This is a genomic window from Candidatus Planktophila versatilis (assembly GCF_002288345.1).
GTDB classification, from domain to species: Bacteria; Actinomycetota; Actinomycetes; order Nanopelagicales; family Nanopelagicaceae; genus Planktophila; species Planktophila versatilis_A.
Map to the genome: position 1 here is coordinate 41746 of NZ_CP016781.1, position 23405 is coordinate 65150.

A 23405-nucleotide genomic window follows, 5' to 3' on the forward strand; every position below is an offset into this window, starting at 1 on the left:
GCACATCAAGTGGTCAGAAATATCGGCAGAAGTCTCCTTTACCGAATTTACCAGTCAATTATACGACTGATTTGATCTTTGTGGGCCTAGGTCGACTAGACATTCCATGAGAACATTTTCCTAGAAGGCTTCAGGGCCAGTAAACTCAGATCAGACTCAGTCTTTCTATATCAAGGTGGTCACGCAGGAAGTAAAGCGCATAATGATTCAGCTATCTCGATAGCGTGGTCAATCTTGCCTGACTGAATATCATAAAAATTAGGATATGGATTAGTGTGAAAACTAACTCGTTGATCGGTCTTTGAAACAAATGGCTGCAGCGCCCTAATTGCAGTTAGTACATTTGTGAGAGAAATTTCCCCGAGTACTGGTGCGTACATTACTGCTCGTTCAGAAACTTTCTTGAAGCTACTTTCAATCATGTGCTGGTCATCAAAATTCCAACTCCGGGGGACCGATTCACCTACATAGCGGTTCAATACACTGGGGAGTGGGGAGTAAATCAAGAAGTTACCAGAAAATCCACGTGGCAGAATCGTTACAAAATCCCCGTCGACAACTGTCAATCCAAATAGCTTTGCTTTTGAAGATACTTCAAAAACCAAAGTTTGTTGAAATTCATAAACAATCGGGTTTTCGGGGGTGACGTTAATGGTCATTCTATCCTGGCCGTAGGTCGCACGGACGATAAACTCAAAACTACCCTTATCGACACCGTTTGAATTCAAAGTCCAAAGTCTGCCATCGAAGTTGGCCGAAGAAATCTCGGTAGACAACATAATCGGAAGGTTTACTGAGACAGCCGCTTTAAGTGCAAGCTTCCTATAAACCTCAATATCTACGACCGCTTCCTTACAAGCCCACAAGGAATCTATCAATTCAACATTAAAACCGCAGTCCCTCGCACCATTCGGCGAGATCGGCATTATCGGAATTTCCGCCGTTTTCGCAAACTCTACGAAAGCCTCGGTTGAGGTCTGCGTAGACTCGCTTGAGACTGCGTAGTAATTGGTAAATCCCGTCCTTACGCTCCCAGGATATTTTTTGATGAATTTATCAAACCCAAATCTTGATTGTCGAGCAGTTTTCATATCTCGGGGGTAGTGAAGCCCCAGATGTAGCCGATTCTGATTATTCGAAGTTGTTTTGAGCATCACACCATTCTCTTTTTCAAATAGAGTGACCTTGTGACCTGCGCCCATCAAGGCGGTTGCAATCTCCAGCCCGAAAATGCCTCCACCGATGACTGCTATTTTTTTGCTCGCCATCAGTATGAAGGCCCTACTTCCAATACCTCTAAATTAGAAACTGGTTCTCTAAAATCAGAAAATTTCCAAATCTGGATTGCTATCGAGGCTGCATCAATTAGCCCATCCCCAGACTTATCCATATGCGCCTTCACAACTTCTGGGGGCATCTTGCTTTGCATTCCGCTACCCAATATCAACCCTGAATGCAATACTTTAAATTTAATTTTCAACGTTGGCAATAAGCTAAGAGATTTGACAAAATTTTCGATACTAGCTTTCGCGATTCCGTAACAAAAATCATTACTACCTAGTCGAGAGGCTCTTGAAGACATGTAGGTGAATGTCGAACCCTCACCAAATTCTCGATTGAGCATGAGGTCCTTCAAGAACCAAACAGGGACAGAGATGTTTCTCTTAAAATATGAGTCCAAATCGACAAAAGGTGTGTCCATATTTTGGATCCCAGAAATTTCTCCAACCAGATAAATGACTTTTTTGAATTTAACCTTATCTAACTGGCGGAGGGCTTTGTCAACGCTCTCAAGCTCTTCAAAATTTAGATAAATCCAGTTTAAGCGATCAGGGAGGAATTTCTTGTTTTCATTTCTGAATGTGGAATATACTGACCAACCATCACCAAGAGCTAATTCACAAATATACCTGGAAAGGCTCGATGTTCCCCCAATAATCAGGAGGTTTTCAGTTGCAGGCGAATGAACCTTACTGTGACCCGAAGTATTTAATGCTTTCTCGCCCATTGCCCTTCAATCACTATCGATTCTTTAAGTTGAGAATACACCAGTTATTGCTGCGAGGGAAGATAAACGCACCATTTTTGTCTGGAGACAGCTTCGCTTCTCTCGCAAATTATTATGCATATGGAAAAAGTGGAAAAAACAAAATTCGGAGAAAGAAACTTAAGAAGGCGAAAATCGTTTTTGTCGCGGGTCACAATCTTAAGAAGCTAATGGACTCGCACTTTAATGACATACATGCACGAGTGATTATCTGCGGTAATAGCGATGAAAACTTCGATTCGTCAATCGAATTTCCGCCATCGGTAAAATTCTGGCTCTGCCAAAACAATTCTAGGGCAAATACCCAGGATAAGGTCACTATCCCTATTGGGTTAGAGAACTTAAGGCTAGCCAGAGCTGGTTTCCCAAAAGATTTCCAGTCACAAAACAGCAATACAATAGTTGACAGGGTTCTAATGCCACCCATGTGGCCAACAAACCCAAATAGATATCATGCAGTGTATCAAGCGCTGAAAATGCCGAATGTATTTGATGTCTATCGCGAATACATTCCGAACAGTCAGTATGTAGAATTTTTTGGAAGGTATAAGTTTGTTTTTTGTTGCGAAGGTAACGGTTATGAGAATCATAGAGTTTGGGAAAGTTTGTACAGAAATTCTTTTCCGGTCATGCTTGATACCCCTTGGGCCCGCACTCTTATTGATTTAAAGATTCCCATTTTGCTAGTACGCGAAATATCCGAGTTAAATCCTGGATTATTGGAGGAACATTTGGAGATTTGGAAAGATTTTGATCCAAAAAAATGCGAATCTTTATGGCTACCGCATTGGGAAAAAATGGTGCTAGAAAAGATTCGCTCTGAATGACATCTTCAAAGCGTGAATAATCACTTTATAAGTTTGAGCATGACGTTCCAGAGTCCACTAGGTTCTGTATCTCCGAAGTAAACCAATGGAACTTTGAATACTATCTGGTACCCGGTAGATTCAATATCACGAATCACTTTATCGCTGACTCCGCAGAAGAAAACTTGAGAACCAAACTCACTTTCGTTGGCATCGGGTCCCCAATTTACTAGTGAATTGGAGGAAGCAAGATACTTTCCTCCTGCGCCAGCAAAAATTCCATTTTCACACTGAAAAACAGTAGATTCTGGTTTCGCAAATTTTTCTAACTGCAACATGGTCAGATCGAGACTTCTTGCGAACTCGGTAGGACCGGACATCCCCTTTAGCGAAAGACTTTCAAAAGATGAACGAGGTTGTAAAGCTAGAGAAAAAATCTGTGCGGACAGCGCTACGCATAGCCCCAGGAGGACAATTTGAAGGGGCCGGACTGAGATTTTTCTAAATAGCGAGGTATTTCCAAATGCCACAAGAAATCCAATGATGAACATTGGAGAAACGAGCCACAAATGATTTACATCGTACTTAGGATACAACTGAGTCATTACCCCCACGGAGTAGAGCACGCCGAGCGCGTTGGCTGTTGGCACCTGTTTGATTTTGAATGAACCTAGAATAAAAGCAAGGGCCATGATGAATGAAACAGAATAATCAAGGGAATTCAACATATTCCGCGCAAGATCAATTGAGAGGACTTTAGGGTTTCTAAGTGTGAGATCCCCTGTCCTGTCGATTTTAGAAATAAGCAACAGAGTTAGAAACAGCGCAATCATCAGAAAAATGGAAACTGAAATTCCATTCCTAGATTGGATTAGTGATCGAACTGACAGAATTATCAAAGCCAAAAAAACGCAAATTACAGGATACCAAAATAATCCTACGACAAAACTTTTGCTTATCGAAGGGCTGGCATACTCAAAAAAAGACCAAGAAATACATTGAGAGATGAAACTTTTCAAAGCACCATTAAGTTGCAGGATTAGTGCAATCGAAAAAACAGAACCAAAAAAACCGCACACCCAAGGGACTAGCGTTATTCTTAGGTTTTTAACCAGTAAGAAATAACATGAAACAAGTATAAAGATTGCAATCAAATGAATTCGGCCGTAAACGCCGACTCCAATCAACGATGCGGCGATAACTACCCTTATTGGGCTGTTCTGGATCTTTCTTTCCTTCAAATCAACTAAAAGCAGAAATGATGAAATAGAAATAAGTGTTGTATAAATATTTGGCCAAGGAAGAACGGAAGGAATGGCCAGAATCCAAGTCGAGGAGATAAGGTGCGCGGTTCTTCGAGATGTGTAAAGTTTGGCGACATTCCAGATAGCTACTGAAACAAAAATGAAAATCAATAACGCCTGTATTCTCAGATTAATCAGTGATGGTCCAAAAAATCGAAGCCAAAGCCCTTGAATCTCAGGGACCAGCGGTCCGTACTGGGCAAACACATCGCGATTAGGCACACCACTATCACTAATTCTCACGGCAGCGCCGTAGAGAATTCCATCATGGTGTGGGTCGGGATCGAGGCGCATTATGAGCCCCACAACTATGAATTGAAAAGCGAATACCAGGAGATAGCTTGCCTGTCTCAGAGTTGAAAATTTCGTAATCAATCTTTCTCCCAAGTTGGATTCTCAGTATCCGGTAAGGTTAGCGTTGACCCAGCTGGCAAGGCGCTTCATTGAAATTCCAAGTCTTCTTTGAAGATGAATAGAACCTAAACCCTCAATAGGTCAAGTATAGGTAGAAAGATTCGTATCGCAGCCAAAATGTTAATGAATTTATGAGTAAAAAATGTATAGTTGGGTCATACCGACTTGGGGGAATCTTGCAATTTTCATTTAGTTTCAATGAGTACAAGTTAGCAGTCGACCTCAACGAAGATTTCTACGGTGAGGACTTCTGGCAACGAATTTCTAGGTCTGAGTATGAGCCTGACACCTTAGATTTTCTAAAACGAAATTGTGGACCCAATTCGACCTTTATGGATATAGGTGCGGCGAACGGAGCCATGACTCTACTTGCAGCTAGCTTCGGGTCTAATGTCTATTCATATGAACCCGATCCCATGATGAACCGAGTTCTTCGCCGCAATGTCAATTTAAATGAACAGATTAAAGACAAGATTACTGTCAGCAACAGCGCGCTTGGTGCGCAAGACGGAGAAATTGATTTTGCAAAAGGGTCTGACTCCAAGGTCTTATCAGACATTATATTTGCAGAGATTCACAAAGATTCAACTGCTAAAATCAAAGTGATTGCCTTATCTGATGAATTGAATAAGGTTCACCAAGAAGATACTAAACTAGTGATCAAGATGGATATTGAAGGAGCCGAATGGGGGATACTTTCTGATAAAAAAACATTGCAAGGTTTACAATCGCATGGTGCGTTGTTGCTCCTTGCAGTTCACCCAGGATTCTACAGACCTCACAGGAAGTTTTTCCCAGGCTTAACAAGAATTTCATTTGAAATCTGGCGAGCTCGGAATTACTTCGAAGCAAAAAGAATATTTTCAGAAGTTAACAAGCATGCGACGGTCAAGAGAACTAATTTAAACCCCATTAACAATCCAAAGAATTTCGCCTTCATGTGTCTTGTTGGATATCATGAATATGTAATTAACTTTGGAGCGAAAAAGTGAGCGTAGAATGCGCTATCTAATTACCGGGGGTGCGGGATTTCTTGGGTCTCACTTGGTCGAGCGTCTGCTTCTGGATGGGCATAATGTAATTTGTTTGGATAATTTCTATACTGGAACTAAGGATAATCTAAGAAATTTCATTCAAAACGACCAATTAGAAGTTATCAGGGGCGACGTAACTGAACCGTTTTCTTTCGAAGTTGATGCAATTATGAACCTAGCTTGCCCTGCATCTCCGGTTCATTATCAGCGATTTCCAGTAGAAACTACTAGAACAAGCGTCTTAGGCGCACTAAATTCCCTAGATCTCGCACGTAAACTAGATATCCCCGTTTTCCAAGCTTCAACTAGCGAAGTTTATGGAGACCCAACTGTATCCCCTCAAAATGAAACTTACTGGGGGAATGTAAATCCGATTGGAATTAGATCTTGCTACGATGAAGGAAAGAGGGCTGCTGAAACCCTATACATGGATTACAACAGGCAGTATGGAACGAAAATTAGAATTGCTCGAATATTCAACACTTATGGCCCTAGAATGTCAGTTAATGATGGACGAGTTGTTAGTAATTTTATTGTTCAGGCGCTTCAAAATCAACCAATAACAATTTATGGAGATGGATCCCAAACACGCTCGTTCTGTTATGTCACCGACTTAATTGATGCTTTTGTACGCATGATGAAGCTGGAAGGTTCGTTGGTCGGCCCAATAAATCTAGGCAATCCCAGTGAATTTACAATTCTACAGCTGGCAGAAAAGATAATTGAACTGACAGGATCCCGATCACCAATAGAATTTGAGTTGCTTCCCTCAGATGACCCCAAACAACGAAAGCCTGATATTTCACTCGCATCAAGTGCACTAGGATGGAAACCTTCAGTTGAATTGAACGAAGGACTCACTAAAACCATCGAGTATTTCAAAGAAAAAATCAGCAAAGCTAATTAACAAAACGCTTTGTAATTGAACTCGGAGAATTGCTCTGTTTAATTCTGTTGCTTCTCAATCTACCCATCTTCAAGAATCTTAGGTTTGATATTGCAATAAAGAGTCCATCGGCTGCCAGAAACACCGGTTTGTTTATCACTAACATCTCCTCCGCAAATTTGCGCGAAACCATGTAAGCATGTGACCCGGCGCCTGCGTGGTTGAGAACTATTCCGAAGTTAATCTGCTTTTGCTCCTGTAGCAAGAGCCGGGCACACAGAGAGCTATTGAGTTTAAATGCAAAGAAACTCAAGAATTTTAAGAGAGCATCTCGGAAGTTCATGGCTTTGATCCAAATAAAATCCATAGGTGAGTTGTAAAGATAGCCAAGCTGAAGGAAGTCTAACTCCGAATTCTTCATAATTTCCAAACACCTATTCAAGTCAGTATCTCCAAGAATGAAATCATCTTCAAGAATAAGTGCGCATGAATCCTTCGTACTCAAAAACTCGCTAAATACTTTGCATTGAGACTTCCAATTAGCAACCACTTGAGGTGGTAAGTACTGGGAATGTGACTCTGAAATTGAATTCGATTCTACAGCGCTGACTCGAATCAGAGTTTCAGTTCTATTCTCCCATTGTTTCACAACAGAATCCCAGCGATCAGCACGTGTATCTAGGTTTATGACGTATGCTTTCATAATCTAAATCTACACCGGGAGTCGAACAATGAAAACATGGCAACCTGTTGAGCAAAGAATAAGGAAATTGTTTTCAAGGGTGAGGACTCAAATAAACCTGTTGAGGTATCAGTACTTACCTCAGTTTAATCAGAATTACCAAGAATTTACTTCTCATCTCCTTGTTGTAAAGAATCCAAAGTATTCTGAGTTGGCCCAAACTTGCATTAACAGCTTCCTCCATTTTCATCCAAATTCGACCATTGTTTTACACGCGGATAAATACACTATGCCGTCATTAATGACTTGGATTCCAAGAAGCAGATTTTCTAAATCAATTGAGTTAATTTCAATTGAGGAGAAAGAAGAACCTTGGCAAATTCAAAAGTTGAGGTTAATCCTGGAACTTGCGGGAACAAAAGAAATGTTTATGGATGCAGATATGCGTTGGAATGGTCCGCTGAAGGTTGATGTTCAAAACGAAAAGCGGGTACATTTCTTGGTTCGAGAATTTAACTTGGACAGTCACGAAGTTTTTTCAAAAATGATTGCAACCAATGAATTTGAGCGTTTTTCATCTGCAAGCATGTTCAATACTTCATTTGTCTGTTTCTCAGATCTGAGCCTGACAGAGATGGAAAAGGACCAAGTGCTTAAACTGCAGAGAGAAATCGTTTCTTTTGCTCAAGACTGGGAGATAGGGGAAGTCGACAGAGCTTCAGTAATTAGAATTTCAGAGCAGTTGGCTCTCAGTATGTCGGTTACGATTTGGGATAAAGCAGTTGGAACCATTAAGGAGTTTGACGGTTGCAAGGATGGGTCATTCCTCGAATCAAGTTACTTTGGTGCCACAGGTTTCAAGTTTTAATCTAGATATCTAGAAATGAGTTCCCTCCAGAAAGGCATCCATAATTCAGGAATTGAACTTGGATCAAAGTCAGTCAAGTCTTTTTGAGATGCTTTGATCACCTCGTCTAAAGTCCATTCACTAAGGGTGCAAACAAGTGGTTCTAGGTATGGGATTGACCGAGACCAATCATCTTGAAAGATTATGGCTTTTCTCCCTCGATAGATCGTTTCCCATAATCGATGTGTGTCGACTCCGTTGCCTCGCGGACAAGCTACGAATTCAAAGCCTTCCTCAATAATTTTTCGGTATCTTCTTGGGCTGATTCTGGAATGCATGTATTTCCATGTGTCAGGAATGTTTAAAAATCTCTCTTTAATTCCCACGCGAATTGGATGTGTCGCGCTGAATGGCCCGAAAAGTACTCTCCCCCGCGCTGCAGGTGGAATTTTTGTAAATCTGAATAAATTTGGGTGTCCGTTAACACCTAGGCGTAGGTTTTCGACGCCAATTGGCAAGGTAAAAACCTTATGATTATCAGATATGAACGAGTTCTGCAAAAGTAGCATTCTCACACTTGCTGGCAAGTTTGACGGCAAACTCTTAAATTCAAAGTCACTATTTCCCGCGATAATCACTTTAGGCTGAATCAACCCGTGAAACTTCTGGAGAAATTCATCAAGCCTATCGCTTGGGCAAAAAATGACTTTTGCATTAACAATTGCTCTTACGCTTGGCGTGCGCTTCCTATACTTTGGAGGAAAAATGCATACGTCGGCCAAATCGGCGAAAGCGTCAACTGATAAATAAGGATCGGAAATTTTTTTCCACCGATAGATCTGCTTTATGTAAACACCCAAAACATAGGCACGGGATTTCATGAAGGAATACATTTCAACTCCTTCCCATGTCCAAATGCTATGATAAGCCGTGCTTATTTCTGTAAATGAACTCACTCAATTTTGGAATGTATCGCCTCAGGGAGTTATTCACGTTGGCGCCCATGAGGCCGAGGAGTCAGTTCAATATTCTGAAGCGAAGTGGGGCAAAGTTTATTGGGTTGAGGCTCAACCAGACAAAGTCGAATTTCTCAAAAAGAAATTTGTTAACTCCGAAGACTTAGTTTTCGATGCTGCTGTCTGGAGCAAACCGGGAATCCCCCTGGATCTACAAGTAATGACTAACTCAGCATCGACATCACTTCTAAATCTTGGAACGCACAATGAAGCCCATCCGGACATTACATATTCTCATTCCATCAAAGTCACTACACAGATTCTCGAGGATGTCATTCCTAGTGATTCAATAGCCGACTACCTATGCCTTGATATTCAAGGAGCGGAGTTAGAAGCCTTGAAGGGTTTTGGATCAAGAATCAAAGAAATCAAATGGATCTATTCGGAAGTGAACAAAGACGAACTTTATGAAGGATGCTGCCTTGTATCGGAGCTGGATGATTACCTTTCAGGTTTTGGATTTTCTAGATCCGCTACAAGGTGGACTGAATTTGGTTGGGGCGATGCCCTTTACGTGAAGAAGAATATCGAAATCAGGACTCCGCGACTTACGCCTTTGCTTTGGAAAGTTGGGAATTTCGCTTACTATGCAAATCGAAAAATTAAAACTTTCTTGAGGCCTTTAGCTGTTTTGCTGCGAGTGAAAAAATGAATCGAAGGCGTTTAACCGCAAGCAAAATCACCCAGTGCTTCATCCCATAAGTGTTAAATTCAAATCTGCGTTTAAATAGCCTGAGCATGATCCGCTTATTTCGAAGTCCAACAACGTAGTTAAGATGAAAAATGTATGGCTTTGGTGAGCTTAAGCCAGGAAAAATTGGGCGAGTAGCGTATAAGTTAAGGAATGACCCAACCGGAAAGGTGCTTTGCGGCAACAAGCGAATTTTGGAGACACAATTGTTCTCAACATAGTACTTCGTTATGACGTCATCATCGCCTACATGTGAGTTAACTTTTATCATTTCCGTATGATTTTGCTTGCAGGATGAAACTATCTCGCGTGTATGAAGTGAATTCCTAAATGCAACAAATCCCATACAAAGTCTTGGGTTGTCAGGTTCGGTCGTGAAGGATTGAATTTGGATTGCAACTTCCGAATCGCGCGTAAAGACATTTAATAGAGAAGGAACTGGATTGGATACCCAAATCACATCTAAGTCTGAGTAAATAACTACATCAAATTCTTGATCCAATAAAGTTTCTATTAATTGCCACTTTAACTGAACTATCTGATAAAAAAGCGTCTCAGAAAAATCTTTGTATACACCACTTAGATCCAAATTAGGAATTGGCTGGAGCCTAATGAATTGCACCCTCGAGGAAATTTTGAGGTTATTGATATCCTGTTCATTCAAATACCCAACTCGAATTTCAGATTCTGAATTATCCAAAACACTTTGAATTGAAGCGACGGGCAGTTCTTCAATTTGATTAATTACTAGGAATGTAACAACCGTTTTCAAAATTCAGCGCCTTTCATAGGATTAAAATGTACTACCCGTGGGCTCTAAAATCGCCCGCATAACATATAATTGAATAATGGCATTCGAAGAAAACTACGTATTGAGCGTAGTCGTGCCTGTCGGTCAATTGAATGGCCAAATATCCGCTTTGCAATCTTGGATTTCTATTGTCAACAACGTCCAAGTAATTATGGTTCTTGACCACATAGACGATAAGACACGTGAAGCTATTAATTTGGCCTTTGCTATAACTAACCACCCAGGAATTCAAATTTTTGAGGTGGATTTCCGAAATCCAGGTGATTCAAGAAATTTCGGGCTATCAAAGGCAACAGGATCATGGATTCTGTTTGCTGATGCAGACGATGTTCCGCAAATATCTAGCATCGAAGAGGCTATCCATTCAACTAAAGATACCGCAGACATAATTGTTGGCAATTTTGAAACTTTGGCAGTAAAGACTGGGAAAAAAACAAAACATGAAGCTGAGAACTTGCAGGATTTGATTAAACGCCTGCCCAAGAACTTAGGGCTTTGGAGATTCGTCTTTCGAAATCAGTACCTGAGAGAGTCAGGGGTTCAGTTTCCACCGTTATGCATGGCAGAAGACCAAGTCTTTTATTTAGAACTGAATCCTAGAGAAACTCAATTTGAGTTCGCCAACTTAGTTTTCTACTCGTACCATGTTGGGAATTATTACCAATTAACGAATGACCCAGAGAAAATCCAAGATCTACGAATAGCAATCAACTTGAGCCTTCATAAGATCTCACAACGGCAAACTTTTCGAAATTTAGACTTTCTTGCTGCTCAGATCTTCGCCCTATTAGGAAATAGCTCCCAAAGACACCTAATTGGAAATCTTCTTTTCTTACTTGGAATCTCTCCCAAGATAATCAGTCTGTTTGGTCTCGGAAAACTAATTTTAATTTCCACTTACCCTGTGAGGAGGCTTAGATGAGCAATCAAGTTGGCCTAATGGGTGGGCTGGGGAATCAGCTTTTTCAGTTGGCTGCTGCACTTGAAATTTCAGAGAAAACTAGGCAAGAAGTTTTCCTCAACCCGAACGTCGGTCACTGCCGTATGAATAAAAATGGATTGCCTGAAATCGCTAGCTTTAATATTCCAGACAAGATAATGTTGGTAAAAAAGGAGCCTTATGGATGGTGGCTCGGCAAGCTTGTAGGTCATAATCGGAAAATTAGGATTAATCCCACAAAGTTTGAAAAACTAAAGCTTTACAAAGTCATTATTTCGGCAATAACACGAGTACATGTACAACTTATTTTGGGGCGCGGCGGCGCAATTGATGTAATCGAAGAAATTGGGTTTAAGGAAGTCGAGACTTCAAATCTCAATACTTTGTTTATTGGTTACTTTCAAACCTACCGATTTACAAATACAACTCAGAAAGAATTAACGAATCTCACGACAAGAGAGTATGAGTCGGTTCAAAAAACGTATAAGAAACTTGCCGGGATCTCCAACCCTCTTGTAATTCACATTCGCTTAGGAGATTATTTAGTAGAAAGCAATTTTGGTGTCCCGGACCCTGAATATTACGAAGCAGCAATTGAAAAGCATATGTCAATTTTTCCATATGATTCATTTTGGTTGTTTTCTGACGACTTTGACCGAGCAATTAGTTTTATTCCCCAGCGGTATAAACATCTAATTAGGCGTGTATCTGAATGCCAAGATTCTTCCGCAGCAACTTTGCAATTGATGCGATTAGGTAAGGGCTACATTATTGGAAACTCCACTTTTAGTTGGTGGGGAGCCAAGCTTTCACATACGCAAACACCCCTTGTGGTAGCCCCTAAACCATGGTTCAAGGCAATGCCAGAACCTAAGGACATAATCCCGCTAGAATGGATTAGGGTTGAAGCTTGGAAAGACCAAACTGCCTAAATTGAGGACAAACAAATGCTAGGAAAACTCCGAATTTCTTGGCGCAATTCAACAATCAGGCGTTCTGCCTCCGTGCTTACAAAACGAGACAAGAAGAAGATATTTCTTGTCATGCTAGTTCAAATTACTCTCAGCCTACTAGATTTGGTCGGTGTAGCGCTTATCGGCGTTTTGGGCGCTCTGGCGATTACTGGAGTCAAGTCCGCAAGTCCAATAGGAAAAGTTGAAGTAATTCTTGAAGCAATTGGTATCGAAGGCTGGGCGCTCCAAAGCCAAATATCATTATTGGGGCTGCTGGCAGCGGTGTTCTTGGTTGGACGAACCTTTATCTCAATATTCTTAACTCGAAGAGTGCTCTATTTCTTGAGTATGCGTGGTTCTGCAGTAACCTCAAACTTGATTTCAGCCCTCCTGAAGCAAGATTTGGGTTTCATCAATCAAAGAAATAAACAAGAAATTCTATTTTCTGTTACTTATGGAGTAACTTCCATCACCATGAGTGTCCTTGGTGCAGCTGTCACCATAATTTCAGATCTTGCACTCTTATTGATTCTATTAACAGGGTTGTTAGTTGCTGACCCATTTATTGCTGCGTCAACGTTGGTCATATTTGGGCTGATTGGGTTCGGTTTGTATACCTTCATGCATCGCAAGGCCAGAGACTTAGGAGAAATCCAGTCGGTAATGAATGTAGAAAGCGCAGAGAAAATTCTAGACACTCTCAATCTATATAGAGAAATCTCCCTAAAGGATAAATTTCCTCACTACATAGAAGAGATAGCCAAGCTGCGGAGGAAACTCGCAAGCTCTACAGCGGAGTTAAACCTCATGCCAAATATGAGCAAATATATATTGGAAACCGCCGTGGTGGTTTCTGCACTCACCATCGCAGCGATTCAGTTCATTAGATTGGATGCAGTCCATGCCATAGCAAGCCTTTCTATATTTATCGCTGCGGGTAGCAGAATTGCGCCAGCAGTCCTTCGAATACAGCAAGGAACCGTCCAGATAAAAGGCAGTTTGGGAGCGGCAACACCCACACTTAATTTAATTGCAGATTTGAAAAATCTCGATCTTGAGTTGGATGAGGTGAGCACAATTAGGCCGCGAACTGATTTTATCCCTTCAGTAGAGATAACTGATTTAACTTATGTTTACAACGATTCTAAGGCGCGTTCCCTAAATAATGTGAATTTAACATTTGGCGCAGGAAAGCACATCGCAATCGTTGGCCCTTCCGGCGGGGGTAAAACGACATTAGTCGATTGCATTCTTGGAGTACTCTCAACCCAACCTGGACAAATTTCTATTTCAGGATTAAGCCCTCATGAGTGCAAAAAAAGTTTTCCGGGTTTGATTGCTTATGTCCCACAGGAAATTTTCTTAACTTCCGGCACCATCGCACAGAATATTGCAATTTCAGAAAAAGCGGATGAAATAGACGTCCCCAAGATTTGGGCCGCACTAGAGAGTGCTCAACTTTCAGACTACATCAGACAACTTCCAGAAGGAATCAATTCACGCATTGGTGAAAATGGTTCTCATATAAGTGGAGGACAGAAACAAAGACTAGGGATTGCACGCGCTCTTTATTCAAACCCCAAGTTATTGGTATTGGATGAAGCCACAAGCGCGATGGATGGGCAAACAGAATTTGAGATATCAACGGCAATTGCTGGCCTTCGCGGCGATACGACTGTAGTCATGATTGCCCATCGACTTTCAACCGTTCAAAATGCTGATTTAGTGGTTTATATGGCTGACGGGGCAGTTATCGCGAGCGGATCATTTATTGATCTAAAGAGTAAAGTCCCAGATTTTGAAGAACAAGCAAGGCTGCTGGGTTTATAGAGCGAAATGTCCGTTTTGTCCCCTTCCCGCGACAATCTAGGATGGGATTCGTAGAAGCAGATAGAGGCAGCGACGGCTGAGCTCTTCAAGACAAAACCGGTTAATGAAGGATCCAAAAAGTGGCACTTAGCGTATGGACAGTTGCTGAACTGGGGGCTTTTTACACTGAGCACCGTTCAGGGCTACTCGCGCATGCCAATCGAGTATTAAAAGACTCTGCCAAAGCTGAAGAGATCACCCAAGACTCACTTATCAAGTTCATGCTTGCTGCCCCTGAGCTTGAATCTTCAGAGCACGCTCTGTCATATCTACATCGCACCATCGAAAACCTCTGCATCGACTACTTCCGCATGGAAGGGCGCCGTCCAAACCTTGTTGTCCTAGATGATGCCCAGGCTGAAGTAGAAGCTGCGTGGCAGGTATCAGGAGATCACTCAGCAGTTCTTACACAGGCTGAAGATGCCGCAATCATTCGCCAGGCTCTAGCCCTACTTTCCCCAGCAGAGCGCGCAGCGCTAGTTATGTGGGAGATGGAAGGTCGCTCGACCTCAGAGATCGCAGCCGAGCTTGGTATCAAGGAATCTGCCGTGCGCCACACTGTTTCTCGCGCTCGCACATCACTTCGTCGCGTTCTTTCAGAACTTGTTATCGATCACGAGCGTGGTCTTACCGCCCTCGACATGCTTTCAACTACCTATAAGAAAGCAGCAGTCCTTGCCGCTAAGTCTTCTAAGGTCGCACTCTCATTACTATTGGTAGTCACTGCTTTCCTCGGTTTTAACTCACTCACGGGCCAAGAAGGCGTGCTGCCAACAGTCACAACTCAGGAGCCAACGGCTGAGGTTGCAGCTCCCGCTGAAACAACTGAGGCAGCAGCTCCTGCTCCATCTATCTCAAAGCCAGCCAAGAAGTCTTCAACTATGGTCTCTGGCGTATTTATCAAGGGCGCAAAGGCCACCTGGCCTGGCCTTGATTCTGAAGGTATTCCAACAGCTTTCACTGTCACAGGTGAGAACGGAACCCTCGGCAAGATCCGCATTAACCGCAATATCCCCGAGGCAACTGAGCAAGGCACAATTTTGGCCACCCAAGCCATCACTTCCGTGGGTGGACCCAATGTGGCGATCGATCAGGTCATCACAGTTGATGGCAACGGCACAAGGTATGAGGTCGAGTACGTATCCTTTGGAATCAATGGCATCTGGGCGGTAGCGCAAGCTCGCGCCACGAGCGTGGATTTTGAGCGTATGTCCAATGGCCAGTACCTTACGACCGTTACAATTTCCCTACTCTCAACCCCAACTTCAGAGTTGTCTATTGCCGTGGGCAACCGTGGCTATGACCTGGTTGGCGCACCTAAGACGATCACGTCTCGTCTCTTGCTCAACGCGAGCAAGACCCAAATTTTGGCTCAGGCGGTATTAATACCGCGAGCGTAATTAAATAAGTTTCTTCACCGCGTCCGGATACACGGTGGAGAATTTGATTCATCAGCACGTGCGATGAATCGAGCGGAGTCAGGAAACTGATTCCAAAGCCGAGGTACGGAAATTCCGTAACTCGACTATCGAAAGGAAACAAATGTCTACAAAGACAACTTTCAAGCGCATAGCGCTTGTTGCTGTTGCAGCTTTGGGTCTTAGCGTTGTTGCAGTTGCGCCTTCAAGCGCAGCTCAGACAGTAGCTAATGCATTCATTAACTGTACGACAGCAGATGGCGGAACAATCACTCCTTCAGCAACCACTGGTGCTGAGTGCGGTGGCGTAGCCGGAGCTTCAAACTTCGTAACACTGACTGGTTTCCAGACAGCTAAGGATGTAGAACTCACAGTTACAGGTGGCAATTTTGTTGCGCAGACATCTGGCAACACATTTATCACAAACGGCACAAACACAGTTGCTCTTGCAGCAGCTGCTAATGCGAACACAACAATCAAGGTTGCAACTCCAGTTGCAGGTACAATCACTGTATCTGTCAAGACTGCAACTGCTGGTTCAGGTTTATTCACAGCTTCAACCGAAACAGTTGTAATCACAGTTGGTGCAACAGCGCTTGCAGGTACATATTCTGCTGCTAAGTCAGGGTTCTACCTCGTTTCGGGTGAAACATTCACCGCTACAGCTGATGCTACAACTGCTCCAACAAAAGCAAAGACATACACAGCAACAGACTCAGCCACAGCGTCAATCGTTGCTTACTACAAGGATGGTCTTGATGTAGCAATCACAAGTGACACATTGACAGCGACGATCACATCTGGCCCAGGAACTATCCTGACAGCTAGCGTTGCGGCTGGTACATACGATTCTGCTACTGCTTACACCAAGCAGTCACAAGATTCGATCGCTAAGTACACTGCATCAACACGTCCAGATAGCACAGGTCGCGCAGCGTTCTTCTTGTACGCAAATGGTCTAGCTGGTACTTCAGTTGTAACAATCAAGAACACAGCTGGAACAGTTGTTGCCACAAAGTCAGTTGTATTTACTGATACAACAATCGCTTCAATCACAGCGACAGTTCTTAAGCCAACTGTTCAGGGTGATACAGCGGCACACACAGGTGGCGTAATCAAGTTGACTCTTAAAGATTCAGCTGGAAATGCAATCACATCACCATCTGCTTACCCAACAGCAACAGTTTCACCTACAACACTTGCTGGAGCATCAATCTCAGGCGCTAACGACACTGCAACAGCTAACGCTGCCGGTGAAGTTTTCTGGGGTGTCGACTCACTAGCAGCAGAAACATACGGAAAGTTCACAGTAACTTTCAAGGCAGGAACTGTTACAGCTTCAGCTGATGTAACCCTTTCTTCAGCTAAGGCTTCAACATTTACAATCACAGGAGCTTCAACTTCTGCCGGTTTGGATGTTGTTCACACAGTGACCGCTAAGGATGCTAACGGATACGCAGTACCTGAAGGCTCAGCGCTTACAGACTACGTTTCTGCTCGCACAACAACAGGTGGAATCGCTACTGACCTAGACATCACAACAGCCAACAAGTCAGTTGCTGGTGTGTGGACAGTCAAGGGTGTTGCACCATTAGCAACAACTGAGCTCGCAACAACATACACACTGACTGGAACTGCAGGAAAAGCAGATACAAAGTTTGTGGCAACACTTGCGGGAACAAAACCTGTAGTTACAGTTGCAGTTAACAACCCAGCAACAGATGGTGCTATCGATGCAGCAAATGAGGCAACAGATGCAGCAAATGCGGCAACTGATGCAGCACTAGCTGCCGCAGATGCAGCAGATGCAGCAACAGCAGCAGCAGAAGATGCATCAGCTGCAGTTGCAACACTTGCTAAGTCTGTTAACACAGCACTTGCAAACCTCAAGAAGCAGATCACAGCGTTGACTGCCCTTGTTAACAAGCTCCTCAAGAAGTAATCGCCTAATACGCGGAAACTTCTAGAAAAGCTCTAGAACCGAAACCCGGTTCTCCTTCGGGAGAGCCGGGTTTCGGCCTTTCTATCGTTAGGATTAGCCCATGTTTAATAAGGCAGCAGAGAAGACCGCATCTTCCATACTTCTAATCGGAACGCCCTTTACCTGTTTATTCTTGGTCTTGGACTCTGTAACTGATCCAGTAAATGCAACAAAGCTCGCGGCAGCAGGAGGTCTGGGTTTCTCTCTCCTTTTGCTATTCCTGGTTTTTGCTGGCCGCGGAGGTTTTGCGCAATACAAGTACTTTTTGATTGCTTCCCTTCTATTCTTAATGGCCTCTGTGAACTCTGCGGTAAATAGTGCGGCTCCTCTGGCGCAAAATATTTATGGCACCTATGGAAGAAACACGGGTCTGATCGCCTACTTAGTGTTATCGATGGTTGCAATCGGTGCCCTGTTGCTCAGGTCAGAGGGAAATTTCACAAAGGTAATTTGGGGCTTGCAGTTTGCGGGAATTGTCAACGTTGTTTATTGCGCATGGGTGATTGCCTTCGGAGATTTTCTCTCGTGGAGTAACCCGTATGGAAATATTTTAGGACTTTTTGGTAATCCAAATTTCATCTCTGCGTTTCTTGGAATGTTCATCACTACTTTGATGGCCTTTGTTGCCGCAAAGTCAACAAGTTGGAAATATCGTGTAGCGGCAATCTTGGTTGGCCTTGTCGCTTTTTATGAGATTCTCGATTCAAACTCAATTCAAGGCATCGTTGTTACGGCTGGCGGAATTGCGATTATTGGTTTTTTCATGGTGCGGGCGTACATCAAGAAGCCGATTTTCACTTACTTTTATATTGCAGCCGTTTCGATTGTGGGAATATTTGCAATTTTTGGCACTTTGCAAAAGGGACCTCTATCTTTTGTTTACAAGACATCCGTCTCACTTCGCGGCGAGTACTGGCGTGCTGGGTTAAAGATGGGAATGGATCATCCTGTCACAGGTGTTGGCATGGATTCCTATGGAGACTGGTATCGCAGGGCTCGTTCAGAGAGCGCTGCGACAGTGTTACCCGGCCCGCGAACAGTTACCAACGCCTCTCACAATGTCGTCATTGATTTCTTTGCCTTTGGTGGTTGGCCACTTTTGCTTTCGTATCTAGCAATACTCACCCTCGCTGCTATTGCAATAATCAAGGTCTTGCGCAGAACTAAGTCATATAACCCAACATTTGTGGCGATGGTTGCTGCATGGACATGTTATGAAGTGCAATCCCTCATTAGTATTAATCAGATTGGACTTGCTGTGTGGGGCTGGTTGCTGACAGGCGCCCTGATCTCTTATGAAGTAGCGACAAGACCTGGTCAAGTTGTTGAATCAGTACAGGCTGCCGGGAAATCACGAGCTTCCACGAAGGCATCTTCTGCTGTGATTTCACCGCAGTTGGTGGCAGGACTCGGAGTTGTTATTGGATTGCTTATAGCTACTCCGCCTGTAAGTGCGGATACAAAATGGAGAGCCGCAATCAATTCAAGAGATGTCAATAAGGTCTTAGCTACTCTGGAATCTGGTTATCTGAATCCAAAAGATAGTGCGCGATTTGTTCAGGCGGTTTCTCTCTTTTCCAATAGCAATCTTTTGGAACAGGCGCATCAGGTTGCGCTGAAGGGTATTGAGCACAACCCAGATTACTTCGATGCTTGGGCACAGCTTTACTCACTCTCCAATTCGACAGCTGAGGAAAAAGAGCTTGCGATGAAGAATATGAAGAGACTTGACCCAAGAAATCCAGAGCTTGCTAATCAGTAAATGAAAGTTTCAATAATCGGGCAAGGCTATGTGGGCCTTACCATCTCAGCATTTGCGGGTGAGTTCTACGACGTTGTTGGTTTTGATAACAACCAAAAGATTGTTGATCAGTTGAATGCCGGTATTTCTCATATCGAGGGCGTAGAAAGTGCGACCTTAAGTAAGTGGATTAAGCAGGGGCGCTATCGCGCAACTACTAAGGGTGCTGATATTGCAGATTCTGACATTGTGGTGATTGCGGTGCCGACACCGCTAACCAAAAATCGCAAGCCAGACCTCACATTTATTGATGCGGCATGTAAGACGGTGGGTGAGAACCTCAATCGCACCGCGCTAATCATTAACGAATCAACATCTTTTCCTGGCACGCTGCGCGATTATATTAAGCCTGCCATTGATAAGTATTCTGGTGGGAAGTTCGACCATTTGTACGCAATCTCCCCCGAACGAGTAGATCCAGGGCGCACGGATTACAACCAGAAAAACACTCCAAGGCTTTATGCCGGCTTAACACCAGAGGCATCGGCTGCAACCCTTGCCTTCTATTCGAAGTTCTGTGATCAGCTGGTGGAGGTCTCCTCCCCTGAGGTGGCAGAGGCGGCGAAGTTATTTGAGAATACCTTTAGGCAGGTCAATATTGCTTTAGTTAATGAGTTTGCTCAGATTGCTCATGCGCTGGGAATTAGCGTGTATGAGACACTGGATGCGGCCAATACAAAGCCATATGGCTTTATGAAGTTCACACCCAGTGCTGGTGTGGGCGGGCACTGTATTCCGGTCGACCCTACATATTTGGCGGCGGTTGCGGAAGAACGTGGCGTGCCGGCGACATTTATTCGCCGAGCTAATGAAGTGAATCTTGAGATGTCGAAATACATCGTTGATCGGGTGCAGGGCGATAACGGTGGGAGCCTGCAAGGTAAGAGCGTGCTGGTTGTGGGCGTTGCCTATAAGCCCAATGTGGCAGATGTGCGCGAGACTGCAGCAGAGCTTGTCATCGAGCATTTGCGCGGTCGAGGGGCCGTGGTGGGTTGGCACGATGATGTTGTGGGTAGTTGGCATGGGGAAAGCTCGGCGCCGCTTTCAGGGGCAGATATCACGGTGGTGATTACTAAGCACGATGTGGTGGATGCGAGGGCAATTATGGCTAGTGCGCCCTATGTATTTGATACAACCGGAAAGATTGTGGGCGCTAAGGGGCTCTAATTACTTCTTAAAGCTAGCTGCAACACTATCGATGATTGAATCAAGTGAGTGAGTTGGCTCCCAGCCAATGCTCTTTTTAATCTTATTGATATCGGGCACGCGGCGCTGCATATCTTCAAAGCCTGCTGGGTAGGCATCACTATATGGAATGTATGTGATCTGTGATGTTGAACCTGTGCGCTGGATGATCTTTGTGGCAAGTTCTTTAATGGTGGTTTCACCAACTCCACCCACATTGAAGTAATCACCAATGGTGGAATCAGCATCTGCAAGAGTGAGCACAGCTCTGATGGCGTCTTCGATATGGCAAAAGACTCGTGATTGGCTGCCATCGTCATAGATGACTATCTCTTCGTTTTTAAGGGCTGCCTGCACAAAGCGTGGAAGAACCATTCCGTATTGGCCTGTTTGGCGCGGGCCGACGGTGTTAAAGAAACGGATGGTGGTGACTTTAAGTCCATGGGTCTTATGCAGTGTGTGAGCAACAGCCTCCTCAAGTGCTTTGGCATCTGAATAAGTCCAGCGAATCTTTTGTGGGGGGCCCACAACGCGATCTGATTCTTCGTGCAGTGGTTGGTTGGGGTTCTTGCCATAGATTTCTGAAGTGGAGGCGATGATGATGCGCTTGTTATGTGTGGTGGCGGCGTTCAGTACTACCTCAGAGCCAGCAAAGTTGCGGTCGATTGATTCAATGGTGTGATCCATGATGTTCTTAACGCCAAGGGCTGCGGCCACATGAAGCACGAGATCTGATTGCTCAACTAGTTCATTTACTAGCGCTACTTCTCTTATATCACCGGTGTGAACCGTGATTTTCTCTTTCAGGTGAGCGATGTTGGCTTGCGAGCCGGTGCTCATATTGTCCAGGATTGTCACTTCATCCCCACGGGCGATGAGGGCATCGGCTAAGTGAGAGCCGATGAAACCGGCGCCACCGGTGATGAATGCACGCATAGGTGTGAGTCTATCTTTCATTCTTATTCTTTATTGTTAAGGGCTAGCTCAGCTTTACGGCAAGATAGCCCCGTGGCCAAGAGAACGGGTGGGCAGCGATGACTATCTGGGTCTGTGGCGAAGTACTTATTGATCTCATTCCGGGCGCAGATGGTGTGAGGGTGGGACATGTAGGTGGTGGGCCGGCAAATACCGCGAAAGCTCTGGCCCGACTTGGCCAGGATGTGCAGTTCATTGCTGGGATTTCAACTGATGTGGACGGAGTTGCAGCGCGCAAAGAGTTACTTGAAGATGAAGTGAAGTTAGATTTAGCACTCACAAGTGATAAACCAACATGTTTAGCAATCGTTTCACTAGCTAGTAATGGCAGTGCGTCCTATGAATTTAAGATTGCCGGAACGGCCACCTTTGATTTCTCACTTGATTGGTTACCTGATCCTGCTCGTTATAAGCCCAATGTGCTTCACATCGGCACGCTGGCCACAGTTATTGCCCCGGGTGCTGATGTGCTCTATGACTGGGCGCTACGCGTAGCCGAGTTTGCACCCATTGTCTTTGATCCCAATATTCGTCCAGCAGTCTTAGCTGATCGCGATCAATACGAAGCAGCTGTTGAAAAATGGGCCGCAATTTCATCTGTCATCAAAGTCAGCGATGATGATCTGGCTTGGCTCTATCCGGGGCAGAACTATGCCGATGTTACTGCGCGCTGGATTAGCGATGGCGCAGCACTGGTAGTTGTTACTCGTGGCGCACAAGGAATCATTGGGTTTACTTCAGAAGGATCTGTGGAAGTAGAAGGTGCGAAAATTACTGTGGCAGATACTGTGGGCGCAGGAGATACTGTGGGTGCCATCATTGTGGAAGCGATGGCTGAAAAAGGAATTCTGGCACTGACCGGTGATGTGCTTCGCACAACGCTGCACCGGGCAGTAGTTGCTGCTGGCATTACCTGTTCTCGTAAAGGTGCGCAGCCACCGTATAAGCATGAGTTAAAGGGTGTGTAATGCAATTTATTGATGATGCCGAGTTTCAGGTAGCTATCGACCTCGATGGTGGTGGAAAAATCACTTCCATCAAATGGCGCGAGCTGGAATTCACTATTCCTTTCCGTGGCGGCGTGCTTACCTCTGGGTGGTATCCGATGGCGCCGTGGGCAGGGCGTGTTCGAGATGGATTGATTACTTCAGCTTCTGGTGTGGAACATCAGTTGCCAACAAATATCGATCCCCCACATGCAATTCATGGTTTTGGAATTACTTCTTCCTGGCAAGAAATTGGCCCTGGTCGCTCGCTGCTGCATCTACCAAAGCCCTATCAAGGCGCAACGGTGGAGCAGACAATAGAAGTTCTCGATGATGCAATTCGTTGGTCACTTGAATACGATGACAATGGCTGTGATCTTCCGTTCTGGTTAGGTATGCATCCATGGTTTGCGCGCGATCTAGACCGCGGTGGGCAAGCAGAAGTTGAATTTAAAGCAGAGAAGATGCTTAAGCGTGGCTCTGATGGGCTACCAACAAATGAGATGGTGGCGATGGCAGCTGAGCCTTGGGACGATACCTTTACCGAAATTCGTGGAACACCAGCAGTTGTTTGGGAAGGTGTTGCACGTATTGATATTGAATCTGATGCGCCGTGGTGGGTTGTTTATACCGAAGATCCTGATGGTGTCTGCATAGAGCCACAGACTGCGCCCCCTGATGCTGCCAATCTTGGAATAAGTGGTGAGAACTACATTGAAGCACTCTTTGTTTTCTCGGAAGAATAATTAGACTTTGGCA

The 23405-nt window shown here is 44.2% G+C and carries 21 protein-coding genes; 14 read left to right on the plus strand and 7 right to left on the minus strand.

Annotated elements, in window-relative coordinates:
• Positions 1-179: 179 nt before the first annotated feature.
• Positions 180-1268, minus strand: a complete 1089-nt coding sequence (locus tag A1sIIB142_RS00190; RefSeq protein ID WP_095693189.1) for an FAD-dependent oxidoreductase — start codon at positions 1266-1268, stop codon at positions 180-182.
• The gene (locus A1sIIB142_RS00195; RefSeq protein ID WP_095693190.1) at positions 1268-2008 is read right to left on the minus strand and encodes a Rossmann-fold NAD(P)-binding domain-containing protein; all 741 of its coding nucleotides are present in this window, start codon (positions 2006-2008) and stop codon (positions 1268-1270) included. The genes A1sIIB142_RS00190 and A1sIIB142_RS00195 overlap by 1 nt, the downstream gene beginning before the upstream one ends.
• Between A1sIIB142_RS00195 and A1sIIB142_RS00200 the strand changes: the two genes are divergently transcribed.
• A complete protein-coding gene (locus tag A1sIIB142_RS00200; RefSeq protein ID WP_095693191.1) occupies positions 1993-2874 on the plus strand; it encodes a hypothetical protein in 882 nt (293 codons plus the stop codon). The genes A1sIIB142_RS00195 and A1sIIB142_RS00200 overlap by 16 nt on opposite strands.
• A gap of 20 nt (positions 2875-2894) precedes the next feature.
• Here the strand turns inward: A1sIIB142_RS00200 and A1sIIB142_RS00205 are convergent, their stop codons facing one another.
• Positions 2895-4451: a hypothetical protein gene (locus tag A1sIIB142_RS00205; protein ID WP_125898840.1), complete on the minus strand. Its 1557-nt coding sequence runs from the start codon at positions 4449-4451 to the stop codon at positions 2895-2897.
• Positions 4452-4747: 296 nt separating this feature from the next.
• Here A1sIIB142_RS00205 and A1sIIB142_RS00210 point away from each other — a divergent pair, with 296 nt between their 5' ends.
• Both A1sIIB142_RS00210 and A1sIIB142_RS00215 read left to right on the plus strand, forming a co-directional pair.
• A complete protein-coding gene (locus tag A1sIIB142_RS00210; RefSeq protein WP_190283263.1) occupies positions 4748-5563 on the plus strand; it encodes an FkbM family methyltransferase in 816 nt (271 codons plus the stop codon).
• A 7-nt stretch (positions 5564-5570) separates the two neighbouring features.
• Complete coding sequence (locus A1sIIB142_RS00215) at positions 5571-6512, plus strand: UDP-glucuronic acid decarboxylase family protein (protein ID WP_095693194.1); 942 nt, start codon at positions 5571-5573, stop codon at positions 6510-6512.
• On the opposite strand, the gene A1sIIB142_RS00220 is transcribed toward A1sIIB142_RS00215, so the two are convergent.
• The gene (locus A1sIIB142_RS00220; RefSeq protein ID WP_095693195.1) at positions 6505-7194 is read right to left on the minus strand and encodes a glycosyltransferase family 25 protein; all 690 of its coding nucleotides are present in this window, start codon (positions 7192-7194) and stop codon (positions 6505-6507) included. The two genes, A1sIIB142_RS00215 and A1sIIB142_RS00220, sit on opposite strands and share 8 nt — an antisense overlap.
• 28 nt (positions 7195-7222) lie before the next feature.
• On the opposite strand from A1sIIB142_RS00220, the gene A1sIIB142_RS00225 reads away from it, so the two are divergent.
• On the plus strand, positions 7223-8041 hold the full coding sequence (locus A1sIIB142_RS00225; RefSeq protein WP_095693196.1) for a hypothetical protein: 819 nt from the start codon (positions 7223-7225) through the stop codon (positions 8039-8041).
• Here A1sIIB142_RS00225 and A1sIIB142_RS00230 read toward each other — a convergent pair.
• A complete protein-coding gene (locus tag A1sIIB142_RS00230; RefSeq protein WP_095693197.1) occupies positions 8038-8913 on the minus strand; it encodes a hypothetical protein in 876 nt (291 codons plus the stop codon). The two genes, A1sIIB142_RS00225 and A1sIIB142_RS00230, sit on opposite strands and share 4 nt — an antisense overlap.
• Positions 8914-8950: 37 nt before the next feature.
• On the opposite strand from A1sIIB142_RS00230, the gene A1sIIB142_RS00235 reads away from it, so the two are divergent.
• Positions 8951-9688 (plus strand): FkbM family methyltransferase, encoded by a 738-nt coding sequence (locus A1sIIB142_RS00235; RefSeq protein ID WP_095693198.1) that lies wholly within the window; start codon positions 8951-8953, stop codon positions 9686-9688.
• Here A1sIIB142_RS00235 and A1sIIB142_RS00240 read toward each other — a convergent pair.
• Entirely contained in the window at positions 9639-10499 is an 861-nt protein-coding gene (locus A1sIIB142_RS00240; protein WP_190283264.1) for a putative nucleotide-diphospho-sugar transferase, read from the minus strand. The two genes, A1sIIB142_RS00235 and A1sIIB142_RS00240, sit on opposite strands and share 50 nt — an antisense overlap.
• 76 nt (positions 10500-10575) lie before the next feature.
• On the opposite strand from A1sIIB142_RS00240, the gene A1sIIB142_RS00245 reads away from it, so the two are divergent.
• The 7 genes from A1sIIB142_RS00245 to A1sIIB142_RS00275 all read left to right on the plus strand — a co-directional run bounded on the left by A1sIIB142_RS00245 (position 10576) and on the right by A1sIIB142_RS00275 (position 20667).
• Positions 10576-11460 (plus strand): glycosyltransferase family A protein, encoded by an 885-nt coding sequence (locus A1sIIB142_RS00245; RefSeq protein WP_095693200.1) that lies wholly within the window; start codon positions 10576-10578, stop codon positions 11458-11460.
• Positions 11457-12410, plus strand: coding sequence for an alpha-1,2-fucosyltransferase (locus A1sIIB142_RS00250; RefSeq protein ID WP_095693201.1), 954 nt, complete (start codon positions 11457-11459; stop codon positions 12408-12410). The genes A1sIIB142_RS00245 and A1sIIB142_RS00250 overlap by 4 nt, the downstream gene beginning before the upstream one ends.
• A gap of 72 nt (positions 12411-12482) precedes the next feature.
• Positions 12483-14261, plus strand: a complete 1779-nt coding sequence (locus A1sIIB142_RS00255) for an ABC transporter ATP-binding protein (RefSeq protein WP_190283265.1) — start codon at positions 12483-12485, stop codon at positions 14259-14261.
• 119 nt (positions 14262-14380) lie between these two features.
• The gene (locus tag A1sIIB142_RS00260) at positions 14381-15700 is read left to right on the plus strand and encodes an RNA polymerase sigma factor (RefSeq protein ID WP_095693203.1); all 1320 of its coding nucleotides are present in this window, start codon (positions 14381-14383) and stop codon (positions 15698-15700) included.
• Between the two features lie 142 nt (positions 15701-15842).
• The gene (locus A1sIIB142_RS00265; protein ID WP_095693204.1) at positions 15843-17660 is read left to right on the plus strand and encodes a beta strand repeat-containing protein; all 1818 of its coding nucleotides are present in this window, start codon (positions 15843-15845) and stop codon (positions 17658-17660) included.
• 100 nt (positions 17661-17760) lie between these two features.
• Entirely contained in the window at positions 17761-19461 is a 1701-nt protein-coding gene (locus A1sIIB142_RS00270; protein WP_095693205.1) for an O-antigen ligase family protein, read from the plus strand.
• The gene (locus A1sIIB142_RS00275; protein ID WP_095693206.1) at positions 19462-20667 is read left to right on the plus strand and encodes a nucleotide sugar dehydrogenase; all 1206 of its coding nucleotides are present in this window, start codon (positions 19462-19464) and stop codon (positions 20665-20667) included. It abuts the gene before it with no gap.
• On the opposite strand, the gene A1sIIB142_RS00280 is transcribed toward A1sIIB142_RS00275, so the two are convergent.
• The gene (locus A1sIIB142_RS00280; protein ID WP_095694107.1) at positions 20668-21621 is read right to left on the minus strand and encodes an NAD-dependent epimerase/dehydratase family protein; all 954 of its coding nucleotides are present in this window, start codon (positions 21619-21621) and stop codon (positions 20668-20670) included.
• 98 nt (positions 21622-21719) lie between these two features.
• Between A1sIIB142_RS00280 and A1sIIB142_RS00285 the strand changes: the two genes are divergently transcribed.
• Positions 21720-22628 (plus strand): carbohydrate kinase family protein, encoded by a 909-nt coding sequence (locus tag A1sIIB142_RS00285; RefSeq protein ID WP_095693207.1) that lies wholly within the window; start codon positions 21720-21722, stop codon positions 22626-22628.
• A complete protein-coding gene (locus A1sIIB142_RS00290) occupies positions 22628-23392 on the plus strand; it encodes an aldose epimerase family protein (RefSeq protein WP_095693208.1) in 765 nt (254 codons plus the stop codon). Before A1sIIB142_RS00285 ends, A1sIIB142_RS00290 begins: the two co-directional genes overlap by 1 nt.
• Positions 23393-23405: the final 13 nt, after the last annotated feature.